This is a genomic window from Gracilibacillus sp. JCM 18860, assembly GCF_055395245.1.
In genome coordinates this window covers 2,804,749-2,824,036 of record NZ_AP043868.1, presented here as the reverse complement: position 1 = coordinate 2,824,036, position 19,288 = coordinate 2,804,749, and the positions used below count along the sequence as shown (strand labels likewise).

Annotated in this window: 33 protein-coding genes and 1 pseudogene; all 34 read right to left on the bottom strand. The window is 39.0% G+C overall.

Annotated features, from left to right (window positions below):
- Positions 1-541 precede the first annotated feature (541 nt).
- A pseudogene (locus tag ACZ5R4_RS14345) lies at positions 542-1,049 on the bottom strand (group II intron maturase-specific domain-containing protein); the annotation flags it as partial.
- 369 nt (positions 1,050-1,418) lie between these two features.
- Complete coding sequence (rpsI, locus tag ACZ5R4_RS14340) at positions 1,419-1,811, bottom strand: 30S ribosomal protein S9 (protein WP_054787905.1); 393 nt, start codon at positions 1,809-1,811, stop codon at positions 1,419-1,421.
- Positions 1,812-1,831: 20 nt separating this feature from the next.
- Positions 1,832-2,269 (bottom strand): 50S ribosomal protein L13, encoded by a 438-nt coding sequence (gene rplM / locus ACZ5R4_RS14335; protein ID WP_054861108.1) that lies wholly within the window; start codon positions 2,267-2,269, stop codon positions 1,832-1,834.
- A 245-nt stretch (positions 2,270-2,514) separates the two neighbouring features.
- Positions 2,515-3,276 carry a TipAS antibiotic-recognition domain-containing protein gene (locus ACZ5R4_RS14330; RefSeq protein WP_054861109.1) on the bottom strand — a complete coding sequence of 254 codons (762 nt, stop codon included), beginning with the start codon at positions 3,274-3,276 and terminating at the stop codon, positions 2,515-2,517.
- 87 nt (positions 3,277-3,363) lie between these two features.
- Complete coding sequence (gene truA / locus ACZ5R4_RS14325) at positions 3,364-4,110, bottom strand: tRNA pseudouridine(38-40) synthase TruA (protein ID WP_464367524.1); 747 nt, start codon at positions 4,108-4,110, stop codon at positions 3,364-3,366.
- 16 nt (positions 4,111-4,126) lie between these two features.
- Positions 4,127-4,924: an energy-coupling factor transporter transmembrane component T family protein gene (locus tag ACZ5R4_RS14320; RefSeq protein WP_464367523.1), complete on the bottom strand. Its 798-nt coding sequence runs from the start codon at positions 4,922-4,924 to the stop codon at positions 4,127-4,129.
- Entirely contained in the window at positions 4,921-5,784 is an 864-nt protein-coding gene (locus tag ACZ5R4_RS14315; RefSeq protein ID WP_464367522.1) for an energy-coupling factor ABC transporter ATP-binding protein, read from the bottom strand. The genes ACZ5R4_RS14320 and ACZ5R4_RS14315 overlap by 4 nt, the downstream gene beginning before the upstream one ends.
- On the bottom strand, positions 5,760-6,593 hold the full coding sequence (locus tag ACZ5R4_RS14310; RefSeq protein ID WP_464367521.1) for an energy-coupling factor transporter ATPase: 834 nt from the start codon (positions 6,591-6,593) through the stop codon (positions 5,760-5,762). Before ACZ5R4_RS14310 ends, ACZ5R4_RS14315 begins: the two co-directional genes overlap by 25 nt.
- Positions 6,594-6,928: 335 nt before the next feature.
- On the bottom strand, positions 6,929-7,282 hold the full coding sequence (gene rplQ / locus ACZ5R4_RS14305; protein WP_054787907.1) for a 50S ribosomal protein L17: 354 nt from the start codon (positions 7,280-7,282) through the stop codon (positions 6,929-6,931).
- A gap of 44 nt (positions 7,283-7,326) precedes the next feature.
- Positions 7,327-8,271, bottom strand: a complete 945-nt coding sequence (locus ACZ5R4_RS14300) for a DNA-directed RNA polymerase subunit alpha (RefSeq protein ID WP_054787908.1) — start codon at positions 8,269-8,271, stop codon at positions 7,327-7,329.
- Positions 8,272-8,474: 203 nt separating this feature from the next.
- A complete protein-coding gene (gene rpsK / locus ACZ5R4_RS14295; protein ID WP_054787909.1) occupies positions 8,475-8,864 on the bottom strand; it encodes a 30S ribosomal protein S11 in 390 nt (129 codons plus the stop codon).
- A 22-nt stretch (positions 8,865-8,886) separates the two neighbouring features.
- A complete protein-coding gene (rpsM, locus tag ACZ5R4_RS14290) occupies positions 8,887-9,252 on the bottom strand; it encodes a 30S ribosomal protein S13 (protein WP_054861113.1) in 366 nt (121 codons plus the stop codon).
- 24 nt (positions 9,253-9,276) lie between these two features.
- Positions 9,277-9,390, bottom strand: a complete 114-nt coding sequence (rpmJ, locus tag ACZ5R4_RS14285; protein WP_003156543.1) for a 50S ribosomal protein L36 — start codon at positions 9,388-9,390, stop codon at positions 9,277-9,279.
- Between the two features lie 30 nt (positions 9,391-9,420).
- Positions 9,421-9,639, bottom strand: a complete 219-nt coding sequence (gene infA / locus ACZ5R4_RS14280) for a translation initiation factor IF-1 (RefSeq protein WP_018934234.1) — start codon at positions 9,637-9,639, stop codon at positions 9,421-9,423.
- Complete coding sequence (locus ACZ5R4_RS14275; protein ID WP_054861114.1) at positions 9,617-9,952, bottom strand: KOW domain-containing RNA-binding protein; 336 nt, start codon at positions 9,950-9,952, stop codon at positions 9,617-9,619. Before ACZ5R4_RS14275 ends, infA begins: the two co-directional genes overlap by 23 nt.
- A gap of 85 nt (positions 9,953-10,037) precedes the next feature.
- Complete coding sequence (locus ACZ5R4_RS14270) at positions 10,038-10,688, bottom strand: adenylate kinase (RefSeq protein WP_054861115.1); 651 nt, start codon at positions 10,686-10,688, stop codon at positions 10,038-10,040.
- Between the two features lie 41 nt (positions 10,689-10,729).
- Positions 10,730-12,025 carry a preprotein translocase subunit SecY gene (gene secY / locus ACZ5R4_RS14265; protein ID WP_109985130.1) on the bottom strand — a complete coding sequence of 432 codons (1,296 nt, stop codon included), beginning with the start codon at positions 12,023-12,025 and terminating at the stop codon, positions 10,730-10,732.
- Positions 12,025-12,462: a 50S ribosomal protein L15 gene (gene rplO, locus ACZ5R4_RS14260; protein WP_054787911.1), complete on the bottom strand. Its 438-nt coding sequence runs from the start codon at positions 12,460-12,462 to the stop codon at positions 12,025-12,027. Before rplO ends, secY begins: the two co-directional genes overlap by 1 nt.
- Positions 12,463-12,492: 30 nt before the next feature.
- On the bottom strand, positions 12,493-12,675 hold the full coding sequence (gene rpmD, locus ACZ5R4_RS14255) for a 50S ribosomal protein L30 (RefSeq protein WP_054787912.1): 183 nt from the start codon (positions 12,673-12,675) through the stop codon (positions 12,493-12,495).
- Between the two features lie 13 nt (positions 12,676-12,688).
- Positions 12,689-13,195: a 30S ribosomal protein S5 gene (gene rpsE / locus ACZ5R4_RS14250; RefSeq protein WP_054787913.1), complete on the bottom strand. Its 507-nt coding sequence runs from the start codon at positions 13,193-13,195 to the stop codon at positions 12,689-12,691.
- A gap of 17 nt (positions 13,196-13,212) precedes the next feature.
- On the bottom strand, positions 13,213-13,575 hold the full coding sequence (gene rplR, locus ACZ5R4_RS14245; RefSeq protein WP_054787914.1) for a 50S ribosomal protein L18: 363 nt from the start codon (positions 13,573-13,575) through the stop codon (positions 13,213-13,215).
- 46 nt (positions 13,576-13,621) lie between these two features.
- A complete protein-coding gene (gene rplF, locus ACZ5R4_RS14240) occupies positions 13,622-14,158 on the bottom strand; it encodes a 50S ribosomal protein L6 (RefSeq protein WP_054787915.1) in 537 nt (178 codons plus the stop codon).
- A 30-nt stretch (positions 14,159-14,188) separates the two neighbouring features.
- A complete protein-coding gene (gene rpsH, locus ACZ5R4_RS14235; protein ID WP_054787916.1) occupies positions 14,189-14,587 on the bottom strand; it encodes a 30S ribosomal protein S8 in 399 nt (132 codons plus the stop codon).
- 31 nt (positions 14,588-14,618) lie between these two features.
- On the bottom strand, positions 14,619-14,804 hold the full coding sequence (gene rpsN / locus ACZ5R4_RS14230; RefSeq protein ID WP_054787917.1) for a 30S ribosomal protein S14: 186 nt from the start codon (positions 14,802-14,804) through the stop codon (positions 14,619-14,621).
- Positions 14,805-14,834: 30 nt separating this feature from the next.
- Positions 14,835-15,374, bottom strand: a complete 540-nt coding sequence (gene rplE / locus ACZ5R4_RS14225) for a 50S ribosomal protein L5 (protein ID WP_054787918.1) — start codon at positions 15,372-15,374, stop codon at positions 14,835-14,837.
- Between the two features lie 27 nt (positions 15,375-15,401).
- Positions 15,402-15,713 (bottom strand): 50S ribosomal protein L24, encoded by a 312-nt coding sequence (gene rplX / locus ACZ5R4_RS14220; protein WP_054861117.1) that lies wholly within the window; start codon positions 15,711-15,713, stop codon positions 15,402-15,404.
- 39 nt (positions 15,714-15,752) lie between these two features.
- Positions 15,753-16,121, bottom strand: a complete 369-nt coding sequence (rplN, locus tag ACZ5R4_RS14215; protein ID WP_054787919.1) for a 50S ribosomal protein L14 — start codon at positions 16,119-16,121, stop codon at positions 15,753-15,755.
- A gap of 45 nt (positions 16,122-16,166) precedes the next feature.
- On the bottom strand, positions 16,167-16,430 hold the full coding sequence (gene rpsQ, locus ACZ5R4_RS14210) for a 30S ribosomal protein S17 (protein ID WP_054787920.1): 264 nt from the start codon (positions 16,428-16,430) through the stop codon (positions 16,167-16,169).
- Positions 16,431-16,457: 27 nt separating this feature from the next.
- On the bottom strand, positions 16,458-16,655 hold the full coding sequence (rpmC, locus tag ACZ5R4_RS14205) for a 50S ribosomal protein L29 (RefSeq protein WP_054861119.1): 198 nt from the start codon (positions 16,653-16,655) through the stop codon (positions 16,458-16,460).
- Positions 16,645-17,079, bottom strand: coding sequence for a 50S ribosomal protein L16 (gene rplP / locus ACZ5R4_RS14200; protein WP_054861120.1), 435 nt, complete (start codon positions 17,077-17,079; stop codon positions 16,645-16,647). Before rplP ends, rpmC begins: the two co-directional genes overlap by 11 nt.
- 18 nt (positions 17,080-17,097) lie before the next feature.
- Positions 17,098-17,739, bottom strand: coding sequence for a 30S ribosomal protein S3 (rpsC, locus tag ACZ5R4_RS14195; RefSeq protein WP_054787921.1), 642 nt, complete (start codon positions 17,737-17,739; stop codon positions 17,098-17,100).
- Between the two features lie 3 nt (positions 17,740-17,742).
- On the bottom strand, positions 17,743-18,084 hold the full coding sequence (rplV, locus tag ACZ5R4_RS14190) for a 50S ribosomal protein L22 (protein WP_054861121.1): 342 nt from the start codon (positions 18,082-18,084) through the stop codon (positions 17,743-17,745).
- Positions 18,085-18,103: 19 nt separating this feature from the next.
- Positions 18,104-18,382, bottom strand: a complete 279-nt coding sequence (gene rpsS / locus ACZ5R4_RS14185; RefSeq protein WP_109985131.1) for a 30S ribosomal protein S19 — start codon at positions 18,380-18,382, stop codon at positions 18,104-18,106.
- Between the two features lie 57 nt (positions 18,383-18,439).
- Positions 18,440-19,270 (bottom strand): 50S ribosomal protein L2, encoded by an 831-nt coding sequence (gene rplB / locus ACZ5R4_RS14180; RefSeq protein WP_054787923.1) that lies wholly within the window; start codon positions 19,268-19,270, stop codon positions 18,440-18,442.
- Between the last annotated feature and the right edge of the window lie 18 nt (positions 19,271-19,288).

Here is a 19,288-nt window from a genome sequence, read left to right as displayed (position 1 = left end):
AGAGAACCAACCTTAATCACCCCCAGTTTGATATGAGTTGTTAAGTAGTTTAACATGTCCTAAAACAAGTATGAGTATAGCATAAGTAGATAGAAAATAATGTCATATCATGTATGGAATGACATTATTTTTTGTCGTAAATTGTTCTGGTTTCGATATATAAAAAAAGAGCGCCGCAGCGCTTAGCCGTAAATATTCATAATCAGAGTCTTTTACTTTCAATTCCAAGGTGGTTTTCTCTATCATCTCAAATATATATCGAAAGATTCTTGAAGGATTGAGGATGCTCAAGATCCAGTTAGGTAACTAGTGTAGAAATTAGCCGATAGACCTAACTTATTGACTTATGCACGTTACAGACAATGTTAAAGAGCAAATAGCTGTACAGTTGCAAAAGTATACTGAGTTGTAAATCTGATTACAACTAGTCAAAGATTATTTCCGTGGTCAAAAGCAATTTTATGGTAATCGAGTAGGAGGGAGTGATTAACTCCCGACCTCTCACACCACCGTACGTACGGTTCCGTATACGGCGGTTCAATCAAGATATGTGACGCAAGAATTCATAACGTTCTTGTAGACTTTTAAGCCCTTGGTCACTCCAATAGGAGTTTCCGAGGGTTTTGTGTAAAATTGGACTGTTTGAAATACGCCAGTAACCTTTTCGGCTATTTCCCCATTCATAGGCTTTCCACTCAGGAACCCCTAATCTGATAAGGTTGCGTATCTTAGTCTTTGTTTTCTTCCAGTTTTTCCATAAACACATGCGAAGCCTTCTACGAACCCATCCATCTAGTTCCTTAAATATGGTTCTCGTATCCGCCAACGCAAAATATCCACACCATCCTATTAGGTTGGTTCAATTTCTCAATCCTATATTCTATTGCATATGGCATCTTTCTTGAAGTAATCTCTCGCACTTTCATCTTCATTCGCTTCAGGCTTTCTTTAGCGATACAAACTTTTGGCACTTTGGAAGACGTGAAGCTAAACCCTAAAAACTTTCGTTTCCACGGTCGGTCTACTGCTGACTTCTGTTGGTTCAGCCGCTTATCACTAAGCAGGTTATGAAGGGTACTTCATATATCCATCAGACCTCCCCGGGTAAGGATGTAATCTTTCCTTCCATCTATCCGCTTCATTTACTCTGTATCACCTTTGGCAGAAAGGACTTTGTTTTGTTTAGCAAACTTATCCAATGATACCTAGCCTTGTATGAAGTTCGTGTTCCTCGGACCGAAAGTTTGCCACTCGCTTCCTTCAGATTCCACGTCGCCACGGACACCCTTGCGTTAGGCTAGCCACTACTTCTGCCTTCGTGGTTCGGGACTCTCACCCTAGAGATTACACCCATGCCGGGCGCACTAAAAAAGACTCTTTCCACCAAAGTGTGAAAAGAGTCTTGAAACTCAAGATTATTAACGTTTTGAGAACTGTGGTGCACGACGAGCGCCTTTAAGACCGTATTTCTTACGTTCTTTCGCACGAGCGTCACGAGTTAAGAATCCAGCACGCTTCAATGTAGAGCGGTATTCTGGATCTGCTTCTAATAATGCACGAGAAACACCATGACGGATTGCACCAGCTTGACCAGTGAAACCTCCACCATTAACGTTTACTAATACATCATAGCTTCCTTCAGTTTCAGTTGCTGCTAAAGGTTGTTTAATAATTGTACGAAGTGTTTCGTATGGGAAGTAATCTTCCGCATCACGACTGTTTACAACGATACGTCCAGTACCTGGAACTAAACGTACACGTGCAGTTGAACTTTTACGGCGTCCGGTACCGTAGTATTGTACTTGTGCCACTATGAGTTACCTCCTTTTAATTATCCGCGAAGTTCGTAAACTTCTGGTTTTTGTGCTTCATGTTTATGTTCAGCGCCTCTATATACGTGCAATTTTTTACCCATTTTACGTCCTAGGCTTCCTTTAGGTAACATTCCTTTTACTGTTATTTCTAACATTTGCTCAGGATATTTTTCACGCATTACGCCTGCAGTACGCTCTTTTAATCCACCTGGGTGGTTCGTATGACGACGATATAGCTTGTCACTAAGCTTTTTACCTGAAAGTTCGATTTTTTCCGCATTGATAATAATTACATGATCACCAGTATCAACATGCGGTGTATATGTTGGCTTATGCTTACCGCGAAGGATTGAAGCAACTTCACTTGCTAAACGACCTAGCGTTTGACCTTCAGCGTCTACAACAAACCATTTGCGTTCAATATTCGCTTCATTTGCCATGAAAGTTGTGCGCATGATTGGTTAACCTCCTATATCTGTGAATCCATTATCTAAATTCTAATTTCATTCCGATTTATATTCTAACACGAGTAACTTTCCGGGGCTATTCGTGGTTTAGAAAATAAAATGCCATAGATCATAATATAACAAATTGGACGTAAAGTCAATAGCCAGAACCTAATACCGTGAGAAAAATGCTTTTTAACATAAAAAAATAATGGAATTAGCAGAAATCGAAATCTCTACTAATTCCAGTTAACTTACGATTTATTTACATAACTTACAATTGCATCACGTAAAAAGGCCGTTCCACCTTCTACATGCTTGTCATAATAAGCGGTAAATCGTTGATCGGCCACATACATTTCTGCAAGGCCAGCATGCGCTTCCTTTGAATACGATGACCATGAATACATTAACCATTCCTTATGCTTTAACACTAATGCTTGGGCTAATTCAGACTCAGGGTCACCTGTTTCATATGCTTGCTGGAGTAATGCAAATACTTCCGCTTCTATCTGCTGTAGAGCTTGGTAGTCTTCCTCAGACATTTTTCTTAGTTTGGCATTACTTTCATTTATCGTATTGTCACCGTATTTCTCTCTAATTTCTTCACCATATTTTAGCTCATTTTCTTTAATCATTCTCTCTTTAAATGCAGCAAATTTCTCTTGATCTGACATTTGGTCTCCACCCTCTCTTGACGCAATCGTTTTTTCAACGGTTGCGATAATATTGTCAAGACGGTTGCGTTTTTCCTGCAAATTTCTGTAGTGATGTTTTAAAGCTTCTGTTTCATCAAAGCCTGGCTGATGGAGAATGGCATCTATTTCTTCCAGGCTAATATCTAGTTCCCGGAAGAACAATATTTGTTGCAGGATATCGACTTCCCTTTCTCCATAAATTCGATAGCCTGAATCATTTATTCTAGCAGGCTTTAACAAACCAATTTGGTCATAATATCGTAGTGTGCGGCCGCTAACACCAGACAATTTTGCTAATTGGCTTACGGTATATTCCATCACCAACCCTCCTGACAATATTCATTTTAAACCTTTACGTTGCGTTAAGGTCAAGGGTGTTTTTCGAAATTGTCTGTCACCATATCTTTATCGATTTCCGTAATTTACTTCCCATAAATACAACCCGTGTGGTGGGGCTGTTTTACCTGCTTTTGAACGATCCTTAGCTTCTAAAATAGTGCTTAAATCCTCCACTGTTCGCTTGCCTTCCCCGATCTCCAAAAGCGTACCAACAAGGATACGTACCATGTTGTATAAAAACCCATTTCCTCTAATGCGAAACACCAGACGGTTCCCAGTTTTCTCAAAGCTAGCATTTGTAATCGTACGTACCTTCTCTCCCTTGACATTCGTATTCGCAGCACAAAAAGACGTAAAATCATGTGTACCCATTAAGTATTGACATGCCTGCTGCATCGCTTCAAGGTCGAGTGCTTCTCTTACAAAATACTCATAATGGCGTTGAAATAAATTCATCTCTTCATCCTGCAATATAAAATAGCGATATTCTTTTGTTTCTACATCAAAACGCGCATGAAAGTCAGGAGATACCTGTTGTACTTCTTTTACAAGAATATCATCTGGAAGCATCGTATTTAAAGCTTTTTTCCAGTTTCCTTCTGGTATTTGTAAGGGGGAGTCAAAATGAATCACCTGGCCGACCGCATGGACACCTTGATCCGTTCTCCCTGAAGCGACGATTCGAATAGGCTTTCCTTTATGCATCTTTGCTAGCTTTGATTCCAACACTCCTTGAACCGTCCGTCCTTTAGGCTGAATCTGAAACCCAGAAAAGTATGTACCATCATAGCTAATTATTGCTTTTAGTCTCATCTATTTGCCACCTCTGTCATTCTCTTATCCAAAAGAAAAGTCCCGCTAAAGCTAGAACTACGAAGATTGCCATGTAGTCTAGCTTTGTCATTTGTAATTTTCTTAGTTTCGTCCTTCCAACATCCCCACGGTAACCTCTTGCTTCCATTGCAATCGCTAAATTCTCCGCACGTTTAAACGCACTGATAAATAACGGAACAAGTAAAGGGATAACTGCATATATTCTACTTTTCCATGAGCCTGTCTTAAAATCTACCCCTCTGGATGCTTGTGCTTTTGAGATTTTCTCTAATTCGTCCATTAATGTCGGGATAAACCGTAACGAGATCGAGGTCATGAGAGCGAGCTCATGAACAGGTACTTTCCATTTTTTAAGAGGCTTTAGCAATGCTTCTATACCATCCGTTATTTCCATTGGAGTTGTTGTAAGTGTTAATAAAGAAGTTACCATAATGAGCAGTAGAAAGCGTAAGGAGATTGTAACTCCCTTTATCAATCCTCCATCATAAATGGAAATAAAACCAAGCTGGTAGAGCAACTCTCCCTCTTTCGTAAAAAAGAGATGAAAAAGTAAGGAGAATAGAATAAAAAACCATATTGGTGCAATTCCCTTTAGAACATACCTGATATGGAGTCTTGATAAGATGATAAAACTGAAAGAATATATGGTTAATAAAGCATAACTAGCAGCATTATTCGCTAAAAAAACGATAAAAACAAATCCAAAGATAAATAATAACTTAAAGCGTGGGTCTAACAGGTGTAAAGGAGATCTACTAGGTACATATTGTCCAATAACCATAAACGATTTCATTGTTTTGCCCTCTTTAACTTCTTTTCTATTTCCTCTACTAATAAGTCAAGTGATTGTCCATTATATTCAATCGGAAAGGGGAATTTTTTATTAGCGGTTTCTACAAATGCTAATATTTCCGGTAAACCTAATTGAACGCTTGTCAGAAGATCACGTTTTTGAAAAATTTGATCTGGTGTCCCTTCTATCAATTGGGCGCCTTCTTTTAATATAAGGATTTGATCCGCATAAGTAAAGGCATCATCCATATGATGTGTCACTAGGATAGTCGTTCTATTTTTTTGTTTATGTAAATGATAAAATAATTCCATAATTTCCTTTTGCCCTTTAGGGTCAAGTCCAGCAGTCGGTTCATCTAGAACAAGGATTTCGGGCTCTACTGCGAGCACACCTGCAATCGCAACTCTTCGCATTTGACCGCCACTAAGCTCAAAGGGGGATTTAGCAAGAATCTCTTCCGTTAACCCTACGTCTGTAATAGCTTTTCGTACTCTAGCCTTTATTTCGGTTTCAGCTACACCAAAATTTTTCGGTCCAAAGGAAATGTCCTTTTCTACCGTTTCTTCGAATAATTGATGCTCAGGATACTGAAAGACAATCCCTACTTTTTGTCTCAAGCCCTTTAGATCTGATTTTCTTCCCTTTTCCAGTAAATAGTCACCAACTTTAACTGTTCCCTCTGTCGGCAATAGCAGTCCATTAATATGTTGAAGCAAAGTAGATTTCCCTGAGCCTGTATGTCCAATGATCGCCATATATTTTCCAGAGGGGATAGTAAAACTAATATTTTTTAGTGCCTTGAATGCAAAAGGTGTGTTTGCTTGGTAGGTATAATTTACGTTTTTGAATTGTATGTCCATAAGGCATCGATTAACTCCTCATGATTTAGTGGTGTATGCTCGAATTGGTATCCATATTTCTCAAATTTCTCTTTAACGGATAGTACAAATGGTTTCGTTAATCCAAGGTAATCCCAATCATACTCTCCTGCCAACAATTGCCTTGGTGTTAAACATTGGTATAATTTACCACCCTTTAGTATGATCACTCGATCTGCTTGCATGACCTCCTTAACGTCATGCGTGATCGATACTGTCGTCATTCGTCGCTGCTTTATAATCCTACTAATTACCTTTGCTATCTCTTGTCTACCTATCGGATCAAGCATAGAAGTCGCCTCATCTAGAATCACAATATCAGGTTCTGTTGCCATAACACCAGCTATCGCAACCCGTTGCTTCTGTCCTCCTGATAAATGATGTGGCTCATGTAATGTATAATCATCCATCCCTACATCGATTAAGCTCTTTTTAATGCGGTCGACCATCTCAGCCCTAGGTACTCCTCTGTTTTCCAACCCGAATGCCACATCATCTCTAACAGTAGTGCCAACAAATTGAGTTTCAGGATTTTGAAATACCATTCCTATTTTTTGTCGAATCTCCCAAATATGATCCTCCGCAACTCTTTGTCCGTCGACAAATATTGCCCCTTTTTGAGGGTAAACTAATCCCATCATTAGTTTTGCGATAGTAGATTTCCCTGAACCGTTATGTCCAATAATGGCCACATTCTCACCAGGTTCTATCGTAAAATTAAGGGCTTCGATTATCCAGTTCTGATCCTCATGATAACGAAAATAAACATTCCGAAACTCGATTTTTGTCATTATATATTCTCCTTATTGATATTTCCCAGGAAATACACTATCTATTGTAACATGGTTGCGTTACACCGGAGTAATTTGGTAAATATAGTAAATTGGTTGTTTGGAAACTTTCTAATTGAGGAAAATCTTCCATTCATAGATCCTTAGCTTTTCTAACATATTTAGAAAAACTCGCATTCGTTCGTCCTCTGGCGAATGCCTAATTTTACTTATACTTGGCACCTAAAAATTTCAGCTACGTCGATTTTATACTTTTCTAACGTACAAAAAAAGGGCTTGGATACACCTCTTAAAGAGATTGACTCCTGCCCCTTCCTGCCAAGCTATATAATTAATTAAACAAGCTCAATAATCGCCATTGCAGCTCCATCACCACGACGAGGTCCTAATTTCAATACGCGAGTATATCCACCTTGACGATCTTCATAGCGTGTTGCGATATCGTTAAATAGCTTCTGTAAAGCATCTTCATTTTCATTTGCTTCTGCTTTGTATAAGAATGACTCAGCTTGACGACGCGCGTGTAAGTCACCACGTTTTCCAAGTGTGATCATTTTATCTACTACAGAACGTAATTCCTTCGCCTTTGCTTCTGTTGTTTCCAGACGTTCATGGATAATAAGGTCTGTGGCTAAACCACGAAGCAATGCTTTACGTTGATCAGTAGTACGTCCTAACTTTCTAGCCATGAGAATTCCCTCCTTCGCTCTTATTTCTCTTAACGATGTATATATTAATCTTCGTTTCGTAAACCAAGTCCTAAATCTTCTAATTTATGCTTCACTTCTTCCAAAGATTTGCGTCCAAGGTTACGAACCTTCATCATATCTTCTTCTGATTTGTGAGCTAGTTCTTGAACTGTATTAATGCCAGCTCTTTTTAAACAGTTATAAGAACGAACAGATAAATCTAGTTCTTCAATTGTCATTTCTAGCACTTTTTCTTTCTGGTCTTCTTCTTTTTCGATCATAATTTCAGCATTTTTCGCTTCATCTGTTAATCCAACGAAAATATTAATATGCTCCGTGAAGATTTTTGCTCCTAATGATACCGCCTCTTCCGGACGAATACTTCCATCTGTTAACACATCAAAAGTAAGCTTATCAAAATTAGAGTCTTGACCGATACGGGTATTTTCTACTTGATAGGTTACCTTTGAAACTGGTGTGAAAATAGAATCAACTGGAATTACACCAATAGGACGATCTTCGTGATTATTGGAATCTGCTGGTCGATATCCTCTACCACTCTTTGCCGAAATACGCATTTTCAAGTGACCATTTTCACCTAATGTAGCGATATGAAGATCAGGATTCAATATTTCGACATCACTATCAAAAATAATGTCTGCAGCCGTAACTTTTCCTTCTCCCTGTACATCTACCTCTAGCGTTTTCTCTTCATCAGAATAAATCTTAAGGGCAAGCTTCTTAAGATTCAAAATGATGGTAGTTACATCTTCAACTACACCTTCTATCGTTGAAAATTCATGAAGTGCACCATCTATCTGCACAGATGTCACAGCAGCGCCAGGAAGTGAAGATAATAGGATACGACGCAAGGAGTTACCGAGTGTAGTACCATATCCACGTTCGAGTGGTTCTACAACAAACTTTCCATAAGTAGCATCATCACTGATTTCTACTGTTTCAATCTTTGGCTTTTCAATTTCGATCATTCATTAACCCTCCTTTAAAACGTCGAAACCCCGGTTAGACACATGTCTAACCGAAATTCCCCAGGTAGGCAGTTCCCGTTTCTGCACTCTGCAATTGTGATACTATGTCTGCCTTTTGTAATGGTGTCAATAGAAAAAATTGTGAATACTCTATTCAGCTATCATAAACCATTATAGACAGATTAACAAATAATATACTGTTATTATACTCGACGACGTTTTGGCGGGCGACAACCATTGTGAGGAACTGGTGTTACATCACGAATGGCAGTTACTTCTAAACCAGCTGCCTGAAGTGAGCGAATGGCTGCTTCACGACCAGCACCAGGTCCTTTTACCGTAACCTCTAAGGACTTTAAACCATGATCCTGGGCTGCTTTAGCTGCTGCTTCTGCAGCCATTTGAGCAGCAAAAGGAGTTGATTTACGAGAACCTTTGAATCCAAGCGCACCAGCACTACTCCAACTAACGGCATTACCTGCGACATCAGTAATCGTTACAATTGTGTTGTTAAAAGTAGAGCGAATATGAGCTATACCTGTATCAATATTCTTTTTCACACGGCGTTTACGTGTATTAGTTTTACGTGCCATAGATTAACATACCTCCTTTATATTATTTCTTTTTATTAGCCATTGTTTTTCTAGGGCCTTTTCTAGTACGTGAGTTGTTTTTTGTTTTTTGACCTCTCACAGGTAAACCACGGCGATGACGTACACCACGATATGAACCAATTTCAATTAGACGCTTAATGTTTAAGGAAACTTCACGACGAAGATCACCTTCTACGTTATAGCTATCAATTTTTTGGCGAATTTGACCTAACTCTTCTTCTGTTAGATCACGAACACGAGTGTTCTCATCGATTCCAGTATCCTCTAATACTTTCTTTGCAGTTGATTTACCAACTCCGTAAATATACGTTAATGCAATAACCACGCGTTTATCACGCGGAACATCTACACCAGCAATACGTGCCATAGATAACGTGCACCTCCTTATTCTTTATCCTTGTTTTTGTTTATGCTTAGGGTTTTCGCAAATTACCATTACTTTTCCTTTACGGCGAATAACCTTACATTTTTCACAAATCGGTTTTACAGATGGTCTTACCTTCATCTTTCATACCTCCTCTTGTATCGGAGCATTTTATTTATAACGGTACGTAATACGACCTCTTGTCAAATCATATGGAGAAAGTTCAACCGTTACTTTATCTCCTGGCAATATACGAATGAAGTGCATTCTAATTTTACCAGAAACATGAGCTAAAACGGTATGACCATTCTCTAATTCCACTTTAAACATTGCATTAGGTAATGTATCAATAACAGTACCCTCGACTTCAATTGCATCGTCTTTCGCCATCGAGTTGATCTCCCTTCTTCAAATCTGCCAATATTTCATTAGCAAATTTATTAATAGCATAACGTAGTTTCCCATTCGTTACGCGCCCTGTTTCGAGAAGGCTTCTTCTTACCTCCGGAGATATAAATTCAGTACACGTTATATGACTTAAATTCTTCTTCTTCGGTCGGTCATATTTACGTTTATCTCCATCAGCTAACAACACAAAACGACTGTCTATTTTTTTAATTACAATTGCAAACTGACCTGCTTCGCGTCCCTGTAGGATTTGAACAACTTGACCTAATTCCGGATACCTCTCCGTTTCACTCAACCATCATCACCAACACTTTAGGTTATTAGTTAACTCATTTGCAAATTGTACACTTTATCATTATACCAACAATTTAAAGAAAAAATCACATAAGATTCTTTAATTTTTCGTCAATATCATGAAAAACTTGATCAATTTGTTGTGAGCCATCTATTTTGACTAGACTTCCTTTGTCTGAATAAAAGTCTAACATTGGTTGTGTTTGCTCAAGATTGACTTCTAATCTATTTTTAACTGTATCTGGTTGGTCATCCTTGCGCTGAATGAGCTTTTCTCCATCTTTGTCACAGATTCCTTCCTGTTTAGGAGGATTGAACTTAATATGGTAGGTAGCTCCACAAGAAGGACAGATACGACGTCCAGTTAAACGTTCCACTAATTCATCTGTGTCCACATCAACATGTAACACATAATCAATGGATTTATTCATTTTAGCAAGTAACTCATCTAGTGCCTCAGCTTGTGCTAAGGTTCGTGGGAAACCATCAAGTAAAAATCCTTTTTGACAATCATCCTTACTTAATCTTTCCTCTACTATACCTATCGTTACTTCGTCTGGAACAAGAGCACCTTCATCCATATAGCTTTTCGCTTTTTGTCCAAGCTCTGTTCCTTCCTTGATGGCTAATCTGAACATATCTCCAGTTGAAATATGAGGGATTGGATACTTTTCTACGATTTTTTCTGCCTGTGTCCCTTTACCAGCACCAGGCAATCCCATTAAGATAAGATTCAACGAATTTCCCCTCGCTCTCTATCTATTCCAGTACAACATACTTACTTAATAAAACCCTTGTAATTACGTTTTACTAATTGTCCTTCTAATTGTTTCATCGTTTGTAATGCTACACCGACAACAATTAGTAGACTAGTACCACCAATTTGAACTGCTTGTGGTAATTCAGCTATACCGCCTATAATCAGTGGTAATACAGAAACGGCAGCTAGGAAAATAGATCCAACAAACGTTAATCGATACATCACACGAGTTAAATAAGTTTCGGTATTTTTACCTGGTCGAATACCTGGAATATAGCCTCCTTGCTTCTTCAAGTTATCTGCCATTTGCTCTGGATTGACCTGAACAAATGTATAGAAATAAGTGAAGGCAATAATTAAAGCGACATAAATTATCATACCAGTTGGTTTGGTGTAATCAAAGATTTCTGAGATGGTGTTTGCTATTTGATTGTCTTGAAAGAAATCAGCAATCGTTCTTGGCGCAATAATAAAGGCAATCGCAAAGATTACTGGAATAACCCCTGCTGCATTTACTTTTAGCGGTAAATGGGTAGAATGCCCACCTACTGGCGAACGGTTGACTAATCGTTTAGCATATTGAACTGGAATCTTACGCAACGCCTGTTGAATAAAGATTACTCCAACAACAATAGCAATGACTAATAAAACAATCAATGCTACAATCACGATACTAATAAATAGATCATCTCCAGCGTCAGAACCAAAGTATTTTGCATAGATTTGGTTGACACCGTTTGGTATGGCAGCAACGATACCTGCAAAAATCAAGATCGAAATACCATTACCAACACCATGAGCTGTTATTTGCTCTCCTAACCACATTAGAAATGCAGTACCACTTGTTAACACAAGGGCGATTACAATAAACTTTCCGATATTAGGATCACTAATGAGTAATCCTCCAGACATTTGGTTAAAGCCAAAGGCCATTGCACATGCCTGGATAAAAGCAAGCACAATTGTAGCATAACGTGTGACCTGTGCTGCTTTTTTACGTCCCATTTCTCCTTGCTTTTTCCACTCAGAGAACTTTTGTACTACATCCATTTGAAGTAGTTGCATGATGATGGAAGCTGTAATGTAAGGCATGATCCCCATTGCAAAAATGGAGAAGTTTTGTAATGCCCCACCACCAAAGGTATTGATTAACCCGAACACATTTTGTTCATTCATAAAGTCAATTGCACTTCGATCAGTAAATGGTACGGGAATAAACGTACCAATTCGAAATACAACTAACATAAGAAGTGTGAATATAATCTTTTGTCTGATATCAGCCACACGCACAAAATTGGAGATTGTACGGAACATTAAATCACCTCAGTTTGACCGCCCGCTGCTTCAATCGCTTCTTTCGCGGAAGCAGAAAACTTATGAGCTTTTACTGTTAGTTTCTTTTCTAGATTTCCATTACCAAGAATTTTAACTCCAGATTTCACTTTACTAATAGTACCTGACTCAAGTAAAAGCTCAGGTGTTACTTCAGTACCTTCATCAAAGTTATTTAATGTTTCGATATTAACGATCGCAAACTCTTTTCGGTTAATATTGGTAAAACCACGTTTAGGCAAACGTTGAAATAGTGGCATTTGCCCACCTTCAAATCCTAAACGTACTCCACCGCCAGAACGTGCTTTTTGTCCTTTATGACCACGACCGGATGTTTTACCATTACCAGAAGACATACCACGTCCTACACGATTACGTTTCTTTTTCGCTTGTGATGGTTTTAATTCATGAAGTTTCATGCGAGCACCTCCTCTTTACAGTGAAATTTATTAAACTTCCTTAACTTCTACTAAATGTGATACTTTATTAATCATGCCTCGCACGACAGGAGTATCTTCACGGACTACTGATTGATGAATCTTTCTAAGACCTAGTGTTTGAACAGTAGCTTTTTGTACTTCAGATCTACCGATGACACTGCGTTTGAGGGTAATTTCTAATTTATTAGACATTTAGTTTCCCTCCTTATCCTAACAATTCTTCTACTGACTTATCACGAAGTTTAGCTACTTCCTCAGCACGTTTCAATTCGCTAAGTCCATTAATTGTTGCACGAACCATATTAATTGGAGTGTTTGATCCTAATGATTTAGAAAGGATATCTCCGATTCCAGCTAATTCTAATACGGCACGCACTGGTCCACCAGCAATAACTCCAGTACCTTCTGCAGCTGGTTTCATTAAAATACTTCCAGCACCAAATTGTCCGACATTTTCGTGTGGAATTGTTGTACCAACGATCGGTACATTGATTAAGTTTTTCTTGGCATCATCAATTGCCTTCTTAATCGCATCTGGTACCTCTTGTGCCTTACCTGTACCAAATCCTACATGACCATTTTTATCTCCGACTACTACTAATGCAGCAAAGCGAAAACGGCGACCACCTTTTACAACTTTCGCTACACGATTAATTGTTACAACGCGTTCTTCTAAATCTAATTTATTTGGGTCGATGTTAGTACGCAACATATGTCCCTCCTTTTTTATTAAAATTCAAGACCTGCTTCACGAGCAGCATCTGCTAGAGATTTAACTCGACCATGATATAAATAACCACCACGATCAAATACTACATTTTTATATCCATTGTCTAGGGCACGCTTTGCAAGAAGCTCTCCAACCTTTTGCGCTGCTTCTACATTACCTGTAGCTTCTAGACTTAATTCTTTATCAACAGTTGATGCACTTGCTACTGTTACATTGTTTACATCATCGATTAGTTGTGCGTAGATGTGTTTGTTTGAACGAAACACATTTAGACGCGGACGCTCTGCAGTACCAAATAGGTTTTTGCGGATACGTAAATGTCTTTTTTTACGAACATCATTTTTATCAGGCTTTGTGATCACTTAGGTCACTCCTTTCTGTCTACCTAACAATCTTACTTAAGCGCAATTACTTAGCAGTTTTACCTTCTTTACGACGTACATATTCACCTGCGTAGCGAATTCCTTTACCTTTGTAAGGCTCAGGTGGACGAATCGCACGAATATTCGCAGCAATTGCTCCTACAGCTTCTTTGTCAATTCCTTTAACTACCACTTGTGTATTAGAAGGAACATCAATTTCAATTCCAGCATCTGGTTCAATTTCCACCGGATGAGAGTAACCAGCATTAACGATTAGCTTCTTACCTTGCTTTTGTGCACGGTAACCAACACCTTGAATCTCTAATGCTTTTTCGAAGCCTTTGTGGACTCCCTCAACCATGTTAGCAATTAAACTACGAGTTGTTCCATGAAGTGCCTTATGAACTTTGCTGTCACTCGGGCGCTCCACTGTTAGAATGTTATCTTCGATTTTTAGTTTCATATCTGTATTAAAATTACGACTTAATTCACCTTTAGGTCCTTTAACCGTAACATGACCACCGTCAATTTTAATTTCCACACCTTGTGGAATTTCAATTTGTTTAAAACCTATACGAGACATGCTCTGCACCTCCTGTCTTTAGAAAATATCTTACCAAATGTATGCAAGCACTTCTCCACCGATAGCTTGCGAACGTGCTTCTTTATCAGATAGTACACCTTTAGAAGTAGACACGATTGCGATACCTAAACCGTTAAGTACTTTAGGTAGCTCATCAGCTTTTGCGTAAACGCGAAGCCCTGGTTTACTAATACGCTTCAAACCAGTAATTACACGCTCATCGTTCGCACCATACTTCAAGAAAATACGTAGAACACCTTGCTTGTTGTCCTCTACATACTCATAATCGCGAATGAAACCTTCACGTTTTAATATATCTGCAATTTCCTTTTTAAGATTTGATGCAGGAAATTCTAATTTCTCATGGCGAACCATGTTAGCATTACGAATGCGTGTAAGCATATCTGCAATTGGATCTGTCATAACCATTTATCATTACCTCCTTCCCAATTATCGGGGATTACCAGCTTGCTTTTTTAACACCAGGAATTTGACCTTTATATGCAAGTTCACGGAAACAAATACGGCAAAGTTTAAATTTGCGAATTACAGAATGTGGACGACCACATCGCTCACAACGTGTATATTCTTGCACTTTAAATTTTGCTGGACGTTTTTGTTTAGCGATCATCGATTTCTTAGCCACTCTTTTCCCTCCTTATATTAGCTTTAGCACTTATTTTTGGAAAGGCATGCCAAGTTGAGTTAAGAGTTCAGCAGCTTCTTCGTCAGAATTCGCTGTTGTAACAATAACAATATCCATCCCTCTAACTTTGCTTACTTTATCATAGTTAATCTCAGGGAAAATCAATTGTTCCTTAACACCTAATGTGTAATTTCCACGACCATCAAATGCCTTTTTAGAAATACCACGGAAGTCACGTACACGTGGTAAGGATACGTCAATTAGTTTTTGAAGGAAGTCAAACATACGCTCACCACGTAAAGTTACTTTTGCACCAATCGGCATTCCTTCACGTAAACGGAAACCTGCAATTGATTTTTTCGCTCTTGTGATTACTGGTTTTTGACCAGAGATTTGAGCAAGCTCTTCTACAGCAGAATCAAGTGCTTTAGAGTTTTGTACCGCATCACCGACACCCATGTTAATCACAATTTTTTCAACTTTAGGTACTTCCATTACTGATTTATAATTAAACTTCTCAACTAATGAAGATACAATTTCATTACTGTATTTTTCCTTTAATGTGTTCATCAAGTAAACCTCCTTTCATCGCTAATACTATTTATCTAAAGCTTCACCAGATTTTTTAGCGATACGAACTTTCTTTCCATCACGAACTTCATACCCAACGCGTGTTGGTTCGCCAGATTTCGGATCCACCGGCATTACATTAGACACATGGATCGGTGCCTCCTGATTCAAAATACCACCTTGTGGATTATCCTGTGAAGGTTTAGCGTGTTTCTTCACGATGTTGACACCTTCAACAAGTACACGATCTTTTTTAGGAAATGCTGTTAATACGGTACCTTGCTTTCCTTTGTCTTTGCCTGAAATAACTTGTACTTTATCACCTTTTTTTACATGCATATACGCGCACCTCCCTACACGATTTTTTCCGTACGTGCCTTATATTACTTCTGGAGCTAGAGATACGATTTTCATAAACTTAGCATCACGTAGTTCACGTGCTACTGGCCCAAAAATACGAGTACCCCTTGGACTTTGGTCATCACGAATGATTACTGCTGCATTTTCGTCAAAACGGATGTAGGAACCATCTTTACGTCTCACACCACTTTTAGAACGAACGATTACAGCTTTTACTACTTCACCTTTTTTGACAACGCCACCTGGTGTTGCTTGTTTGACCGAACATACAATCACATCACCAATGTTTGCTGTCTTACGACCTGATCCACCTAACACTTTAATAGTTAGTACTTCACGCGCACCAGAGTTATCTGCTACTTTTAAACGAGATTCTTGTTGAATCATCTTCGTTTACCCTCCCTTCGGAACGTTTCCGAGCGAACTTTAAGATTAAATAATAACAGCTTCTTCCACAACTTCTACTAAACGAAAACGCTTGGTAGCTGATAGTGGACGAGTTTCCATGATTCGTACAATGTCACCAATTTTGGCTTGATTGTTTTCGTCATGAGCTTTGAATTTTTTAGAGTATTTTACACGCTTGCCGTATAGCTTGTGAAACTTATATGTCTCTACTAATACCGTAATGGTTTTATCCATTTTGTCAGATACGACACGGCCTGTGTATACCTTACGATTATTATGCTCACTCATCTGAGGCTAACCTCCTTTAATTATCCGTTAATTTACGCTTAATTCTCTTTCGCGAACTACTGTTTTCATACGTGCGATAGATTTGCGCACTTCACGAAGACGTGCAGTGTTTTCCAATTGTCCTGTTGCTAATTGGAATCGCAAGTTGAAAAGCTCTTCTTTTAAAGATTTGATCTTTTGTTCAATTTCGGCAGTGGTTAGTTCTCTAATTTCATTAGCCTTCATTGATTTCACCACCAATTTCTTCTCGTTTTACGAATTTCGTTTTAACCGGTAACTTATGAGAAGCAAGACGAAGTGCTTCACGAGCAACTTCTTCCGATACACCTGCAATCTCGAACATTACCTTCCCTGGTTTCACTACTGCAACCCATCCTTCAGGCGCACCTTTACCAGAACCCATACGAACCTCTAGAGGCTTAGCTGTATAAGGTTTATCTGGGAAAATTTTGATCCATACTTTACCACCACGCTTCATATAACGAGTCATCGCTATACGAGCAGCTTCTATTTGACGACTAGTAATCCAAGAGGATTCTACTGCTTGAAGACCGTATTCACCGAATGATACAGCTGTACCGCCTTTCGCTTTACCTCTCATCTTACCACGATGTTGTTTACGATGTTTTACACGTTTCGGCATTAACATAATGCGTTGCCCCCTTCCTTACTTATTGTTTTTTGTTGGAAGGACTTCTCCACGATAAATCCATACTTTAACACCAAGTTTACCGTAAGTAGTGTCTGCTTCTGCAGTTCCGTAATCGATATCTGCACGCAAAGTATGAAGTGGAACAGTTCCTTCACTGTAATGCTCTGCTCTTGCCATGTCAGCTCCACCTAAACGACCAGAAACTTGTGTACGGATTCCTTTTGCTCCTGCACGCATTGCACGTTGAATAGTTTGCTTTTGTGCACGACGGAATGATACACGATTTTCTAATTGGCGAGCGATGTTTTCAGCAACAAGCTTCGCATCTAAGTCTGCTTTTTTCACTTCTACGATATTAATGTGTACTCTTTTACCTGTTAAGCCATTTAATGCTTTACGTAGTGCTTCTACTTCAGAACCACCTTTACCAATTACCATACCAGGCTTAGCTGTAGAAATTGAAATATTAACGCGATTTGCTGCTCTTTCAATTTCGACCTTTGATACAGCTCCATCCTTCAAACGCTCTTCAATATATTCACGAATTCTAATATCTTCATGTAAAAGATCTGCATAATCTTTCCCTGCATACCATTTTGATTCCCAATCACGAATGATACCGACACGCAGACCTGTTGGATTTACTTTTTGACCCACAGATTATCCCTCCTTTTTCTCAGATAGAACCACAGTAATATGGCTTGTGCGTTTGTTAATTTGTGTAGCACGACCTTGTGCACGTGGGCGGAAACGTTTCAATGTAACACCTTCGTTTACAAACGCCTCAGATACATATAAATCTTCTGGATTCATTTCATAGTTATGCTCTGCATTTGCTACAGCAGAGTTGATTAATTTCTCAACAACTGGTGATGCACCGCGTTGTGTATGCTTTAAAATCGCAATTGCTTCTCCTACTTCTTTACCGCGGATTAAATCAATCACTAAGCGGATTTTACGAGGAGCAATACGAATGGATTTTGCAACAGCTTTTGCTTGCATTAGGAGTACCTCCTCTCAATTAACGTTTTGTTTTCTTGTCATCTCCAGCATGCCCTCTATACGTACGTGTTGGAGCGAACTCGCCTAATTTGTGTCCAACCATGTCTTCTGTTACATATACAGGCACGTGTTTGCGACCATCATATACCGCGATAGTATGACCGACAAAGCTAGGGAAGATAGTAGAACGACGTGACCATGTCTTTACTACTTGTTTTTTGTCATCTTCGTTTAATTTGTCAATCTTTTTCAATAAGTGATCATCTGCGAAAGGTCCTTTTTTTAAGCTACGACCCATGAATAAGCCTCCCTTCGCGATTGGCAGACGGGCATTAATTCCCGCCATTCAATCCCGTTATTTTTTACGTTTACGAACAATAAATTTATCCGATGATTTGTTGCGTTTGCGTGTTTTGTATCCAAGTGTTGGTTTACCCCAAGGTGACATAGGTGATTTACGACCAATTGGTGCACGACCTTCACCACCACCGTGTGGGTGATCGTTAGGGTTCATAACAGAACCACGAACTGTAGGACGAACGCCTTTCCAACGTGAACGTCCAGCTTTACCAACATTGATTAGTTCATGCTCAATATTACCTACTTGACCTACTGTTGCACGACAAGTTGCTAATACTAGACGAACTTCACCTGATGACAAGCGTACTAATACATATTTTCCTTCACGACCAAGGATTTGGGCTTGTGAACCAGCAGATCTTACTAGCTGACCACCGCGTCCTGGCTTTAATTCAATATTGTGTACGACTGTACCAACAGGAATATTAATTAATGGTAAGGCATTACCTAATTTAATATCTGCTTCTGGTCCAGAAACAACCTCTTGACCTACTTGAAGTCCTTTTGGTGCTAAAATATAACGTTTTTCTCCATCTGCATAATGGATTAATGCGATGTTAGCCGTACGATTCGGATCGTACTCGATTGTAGCAACGCGTCCTGGTATTCCATCTTTGTCACGTTTAAAATCGATAATACGATATTTACGCTTGTGGCCTCCACCTTGATGACGAACCGTTAACTTACCTTGATTATTACGTCCACCTCGTTTGCTTAAAGGTGCTAGTAAAGACTTCTCTGGAGTATCTGTAGTGATTTCCGCAAAGTCAAGTACTGACATTCCTCTACGACCATTTGAGGTTGGTTTATACTTTTTAATCGCCATCTTTTTTCCCTCCTTTTT

What these genes read in the sequence shown, in the direction of transcription:
- rpsK (WP_054787909.1), bottom strand. Translation starts at nt 8,864, where the DNA reads ATGGCACGTAAAACTAATACACGTAAACGCCGTGTGAAAAAGAATATT.
- rplM (WP_054861108.1), bottom strand. Translation starts at nt 2,269, where the DNA reads ATGCGCACAACTTTCATGGCAAATGAAGCGAATATTGAACGCAAATGG.
- rpmD (WP_054787912.1), bottom strand. Translation starts at nt 12,675, where the DNA reads ATGTCTAATAAATTAGAAATTACCCTCAAACGCAGTGTCATCGGTAGA.
- rpmC (WP_054861119.1), bottom strand. Translation starts at nt 16,655, where the DNA reads ATGAAGGCTAATGAAATTAGAGAACTAACCACTGCCGAAATTGAACAA.
- ACZ5R4_RS14310 (WP_464367521.1), bottom strand. Translation starts at nt 6,593, where the DNA reads ATGACAAAAATCGAGTTTCGGAATGTTTATTTTCGTTATCATGAGGAT.
- rpsQ (WP_054787920.1), bottom strand. Translation starts at nt 16,430, where the DNA reads ATGAGTGAGCATAATAATCGTAAGGTATACACAGGCCGTGTCGTATCT.
- ACZ5R4_RS14315 (WP_464367522.1), bottom strand. Translation starts at nt 5,784, where the DNA reads ATGGACATACAATTCAAAAACGTAAATTATACCTACCAAGCAAACACA.
- rplN (WP_054787919.1), bottom strand. Translation starts at nt 16,121, where the DNA reads ATGATTCAACAAGAATCTCGTTTAAAAGTAGCAGATAACTCTGGTGCG.
- rplF (WP_054787915.1), bottom strand. Translation starts at nt 14,158, where the DNA reads ATGTCTCGTATAGGTTTTAAACAAATTGAAATTCCACAAGGTGTGGAA.
- ACZ5R4_RS14320 (WP_464367523.1), bottom strand. Translation starts at nt 4,924, where the DNA reads ATGAAATCGTTTATGGTTATTGGACAATATGTACCTAGTAGATCTCCT.
- rpsE (WP_054787913.1), bottom strand. Translation starts at nt 13,195, where the DNA reads ATGTTGCGTACTAACATCGACCCAAATAAATTAGATTTAGAAGAACGC.
- rplP (WP_054861120.1), bottom strand. Translation starts at nt 17,079, where the DNA reads ATGTTAATGCCGAAACGTGTAAAACATCGTAAACAACATCGTGGTAAG.
- rpsM (WP_054861113.1), bottom strand. Translation starts at nt 9,252, where the DNA reads ATGGCACGTATTGCTGGTGTAGATGTTCCGCGTGATAAACGCGTGGTT.
- ACZ5R4_RS14300 (WP_054787908.1), bottom strand. Translation starts at nt 8,271, where the DNA reads ATGATCGAAATTGAAAAGCCAAAGATTGAAACAGTAGAAATCAGTGAT.
- secY (WP_109985130.1), bottom strand. Translation starts at nt 12,025, where the DNA reads ATGTTCCGTACAATCTCCAATTTTGTGCGTGTGGCTGATATCAGACAA.
- rpsH (WP_054787916.1), bottom strand. Translation starts at nt 14,587, where the DNA reads ATGGTTATGACAGATCCAATTGCAGATATGCTTACACGCATTCGTAAT.
- rplQ (WP_054787907.1), bottom strand. Translation starts at nt 7,282, where the DNA reads ATGGCTAGAAAGTTAGGACGTACTACTGATCAACGTAAAGCATTGCTT.
- rplV (WP_054861121.1), bottom strand. Translation starts at nt 18,084, where the DNA reads ATGCAAGCAAAAGCTGTTGCAAAATCCATTCGTATTGCTCCTCGTAAA.
- rplE (WP_054787918.1), bottom strand. Translation starts at nt 15,374, where the DNA reads ATGAACACATTAAAGGAAAAATACAGTAATGAAATTGTATCTTCATTA.
- rplO (WP_054787911.1), bottom strand. Translation starts at nt 12,462, where the DNA reads ATGAAACTTCATGAATTAAAACCATCACAAGCGAAAAAGAAACGTAAT.
- rpmJ (WP_003156543.1), bottom strand. Translation starts at nt 9,390, where the DNA reads ATGAAGGTAAGACCATCTGTAAAACCGATTTGTGAAAAATGTAAGGTT.
- rplX (WP_054861117.1), bottom strand. Translation starts at nt 15,713, where the DNA reads ATGCATGTAAAAAAAGGTGATAAAGTACAAGTTATTTCAGGCAAAGAC.
- infA (WP_018934234.1), bottom strand. Translation starts at nt 9,639, where the DNA reads ATGGCGAAAGACGATGCAATTGAAGTCGAGGGTACTGTTATTGATACA.
- ACZ5R4_RS14330 (WP_054861109.1), bottom strand. Translation starts at nt 3,276, where the DNA reads ATGGAATATACCGTAAGCCAATTAGCAAAATTGTCTGGTGTTAGCGGC.
- rplB (WP_054787923.1), bottom strand. Translation starts at nt 19,270, where the DNA reads ATGGCGATTAAAAAGTATAAACCAACCTCAAATGGTCGTAGAGGAATG.
- truA (WP_464367524.1), bottom strand. Translation starts at nt 4,110, where the DNA reads ATGAGACTAAAAGCAATAATTAGCTATGATGGTACATACTTTTCTGGG.
- rpsS (WP_109985131.1), bottom strand. Translation starts at nt 18,382, where the DNA reads ATGGGTCGTAGCTTAAAAAAAGGACCTTTCGCAGATGATCACTTATTG.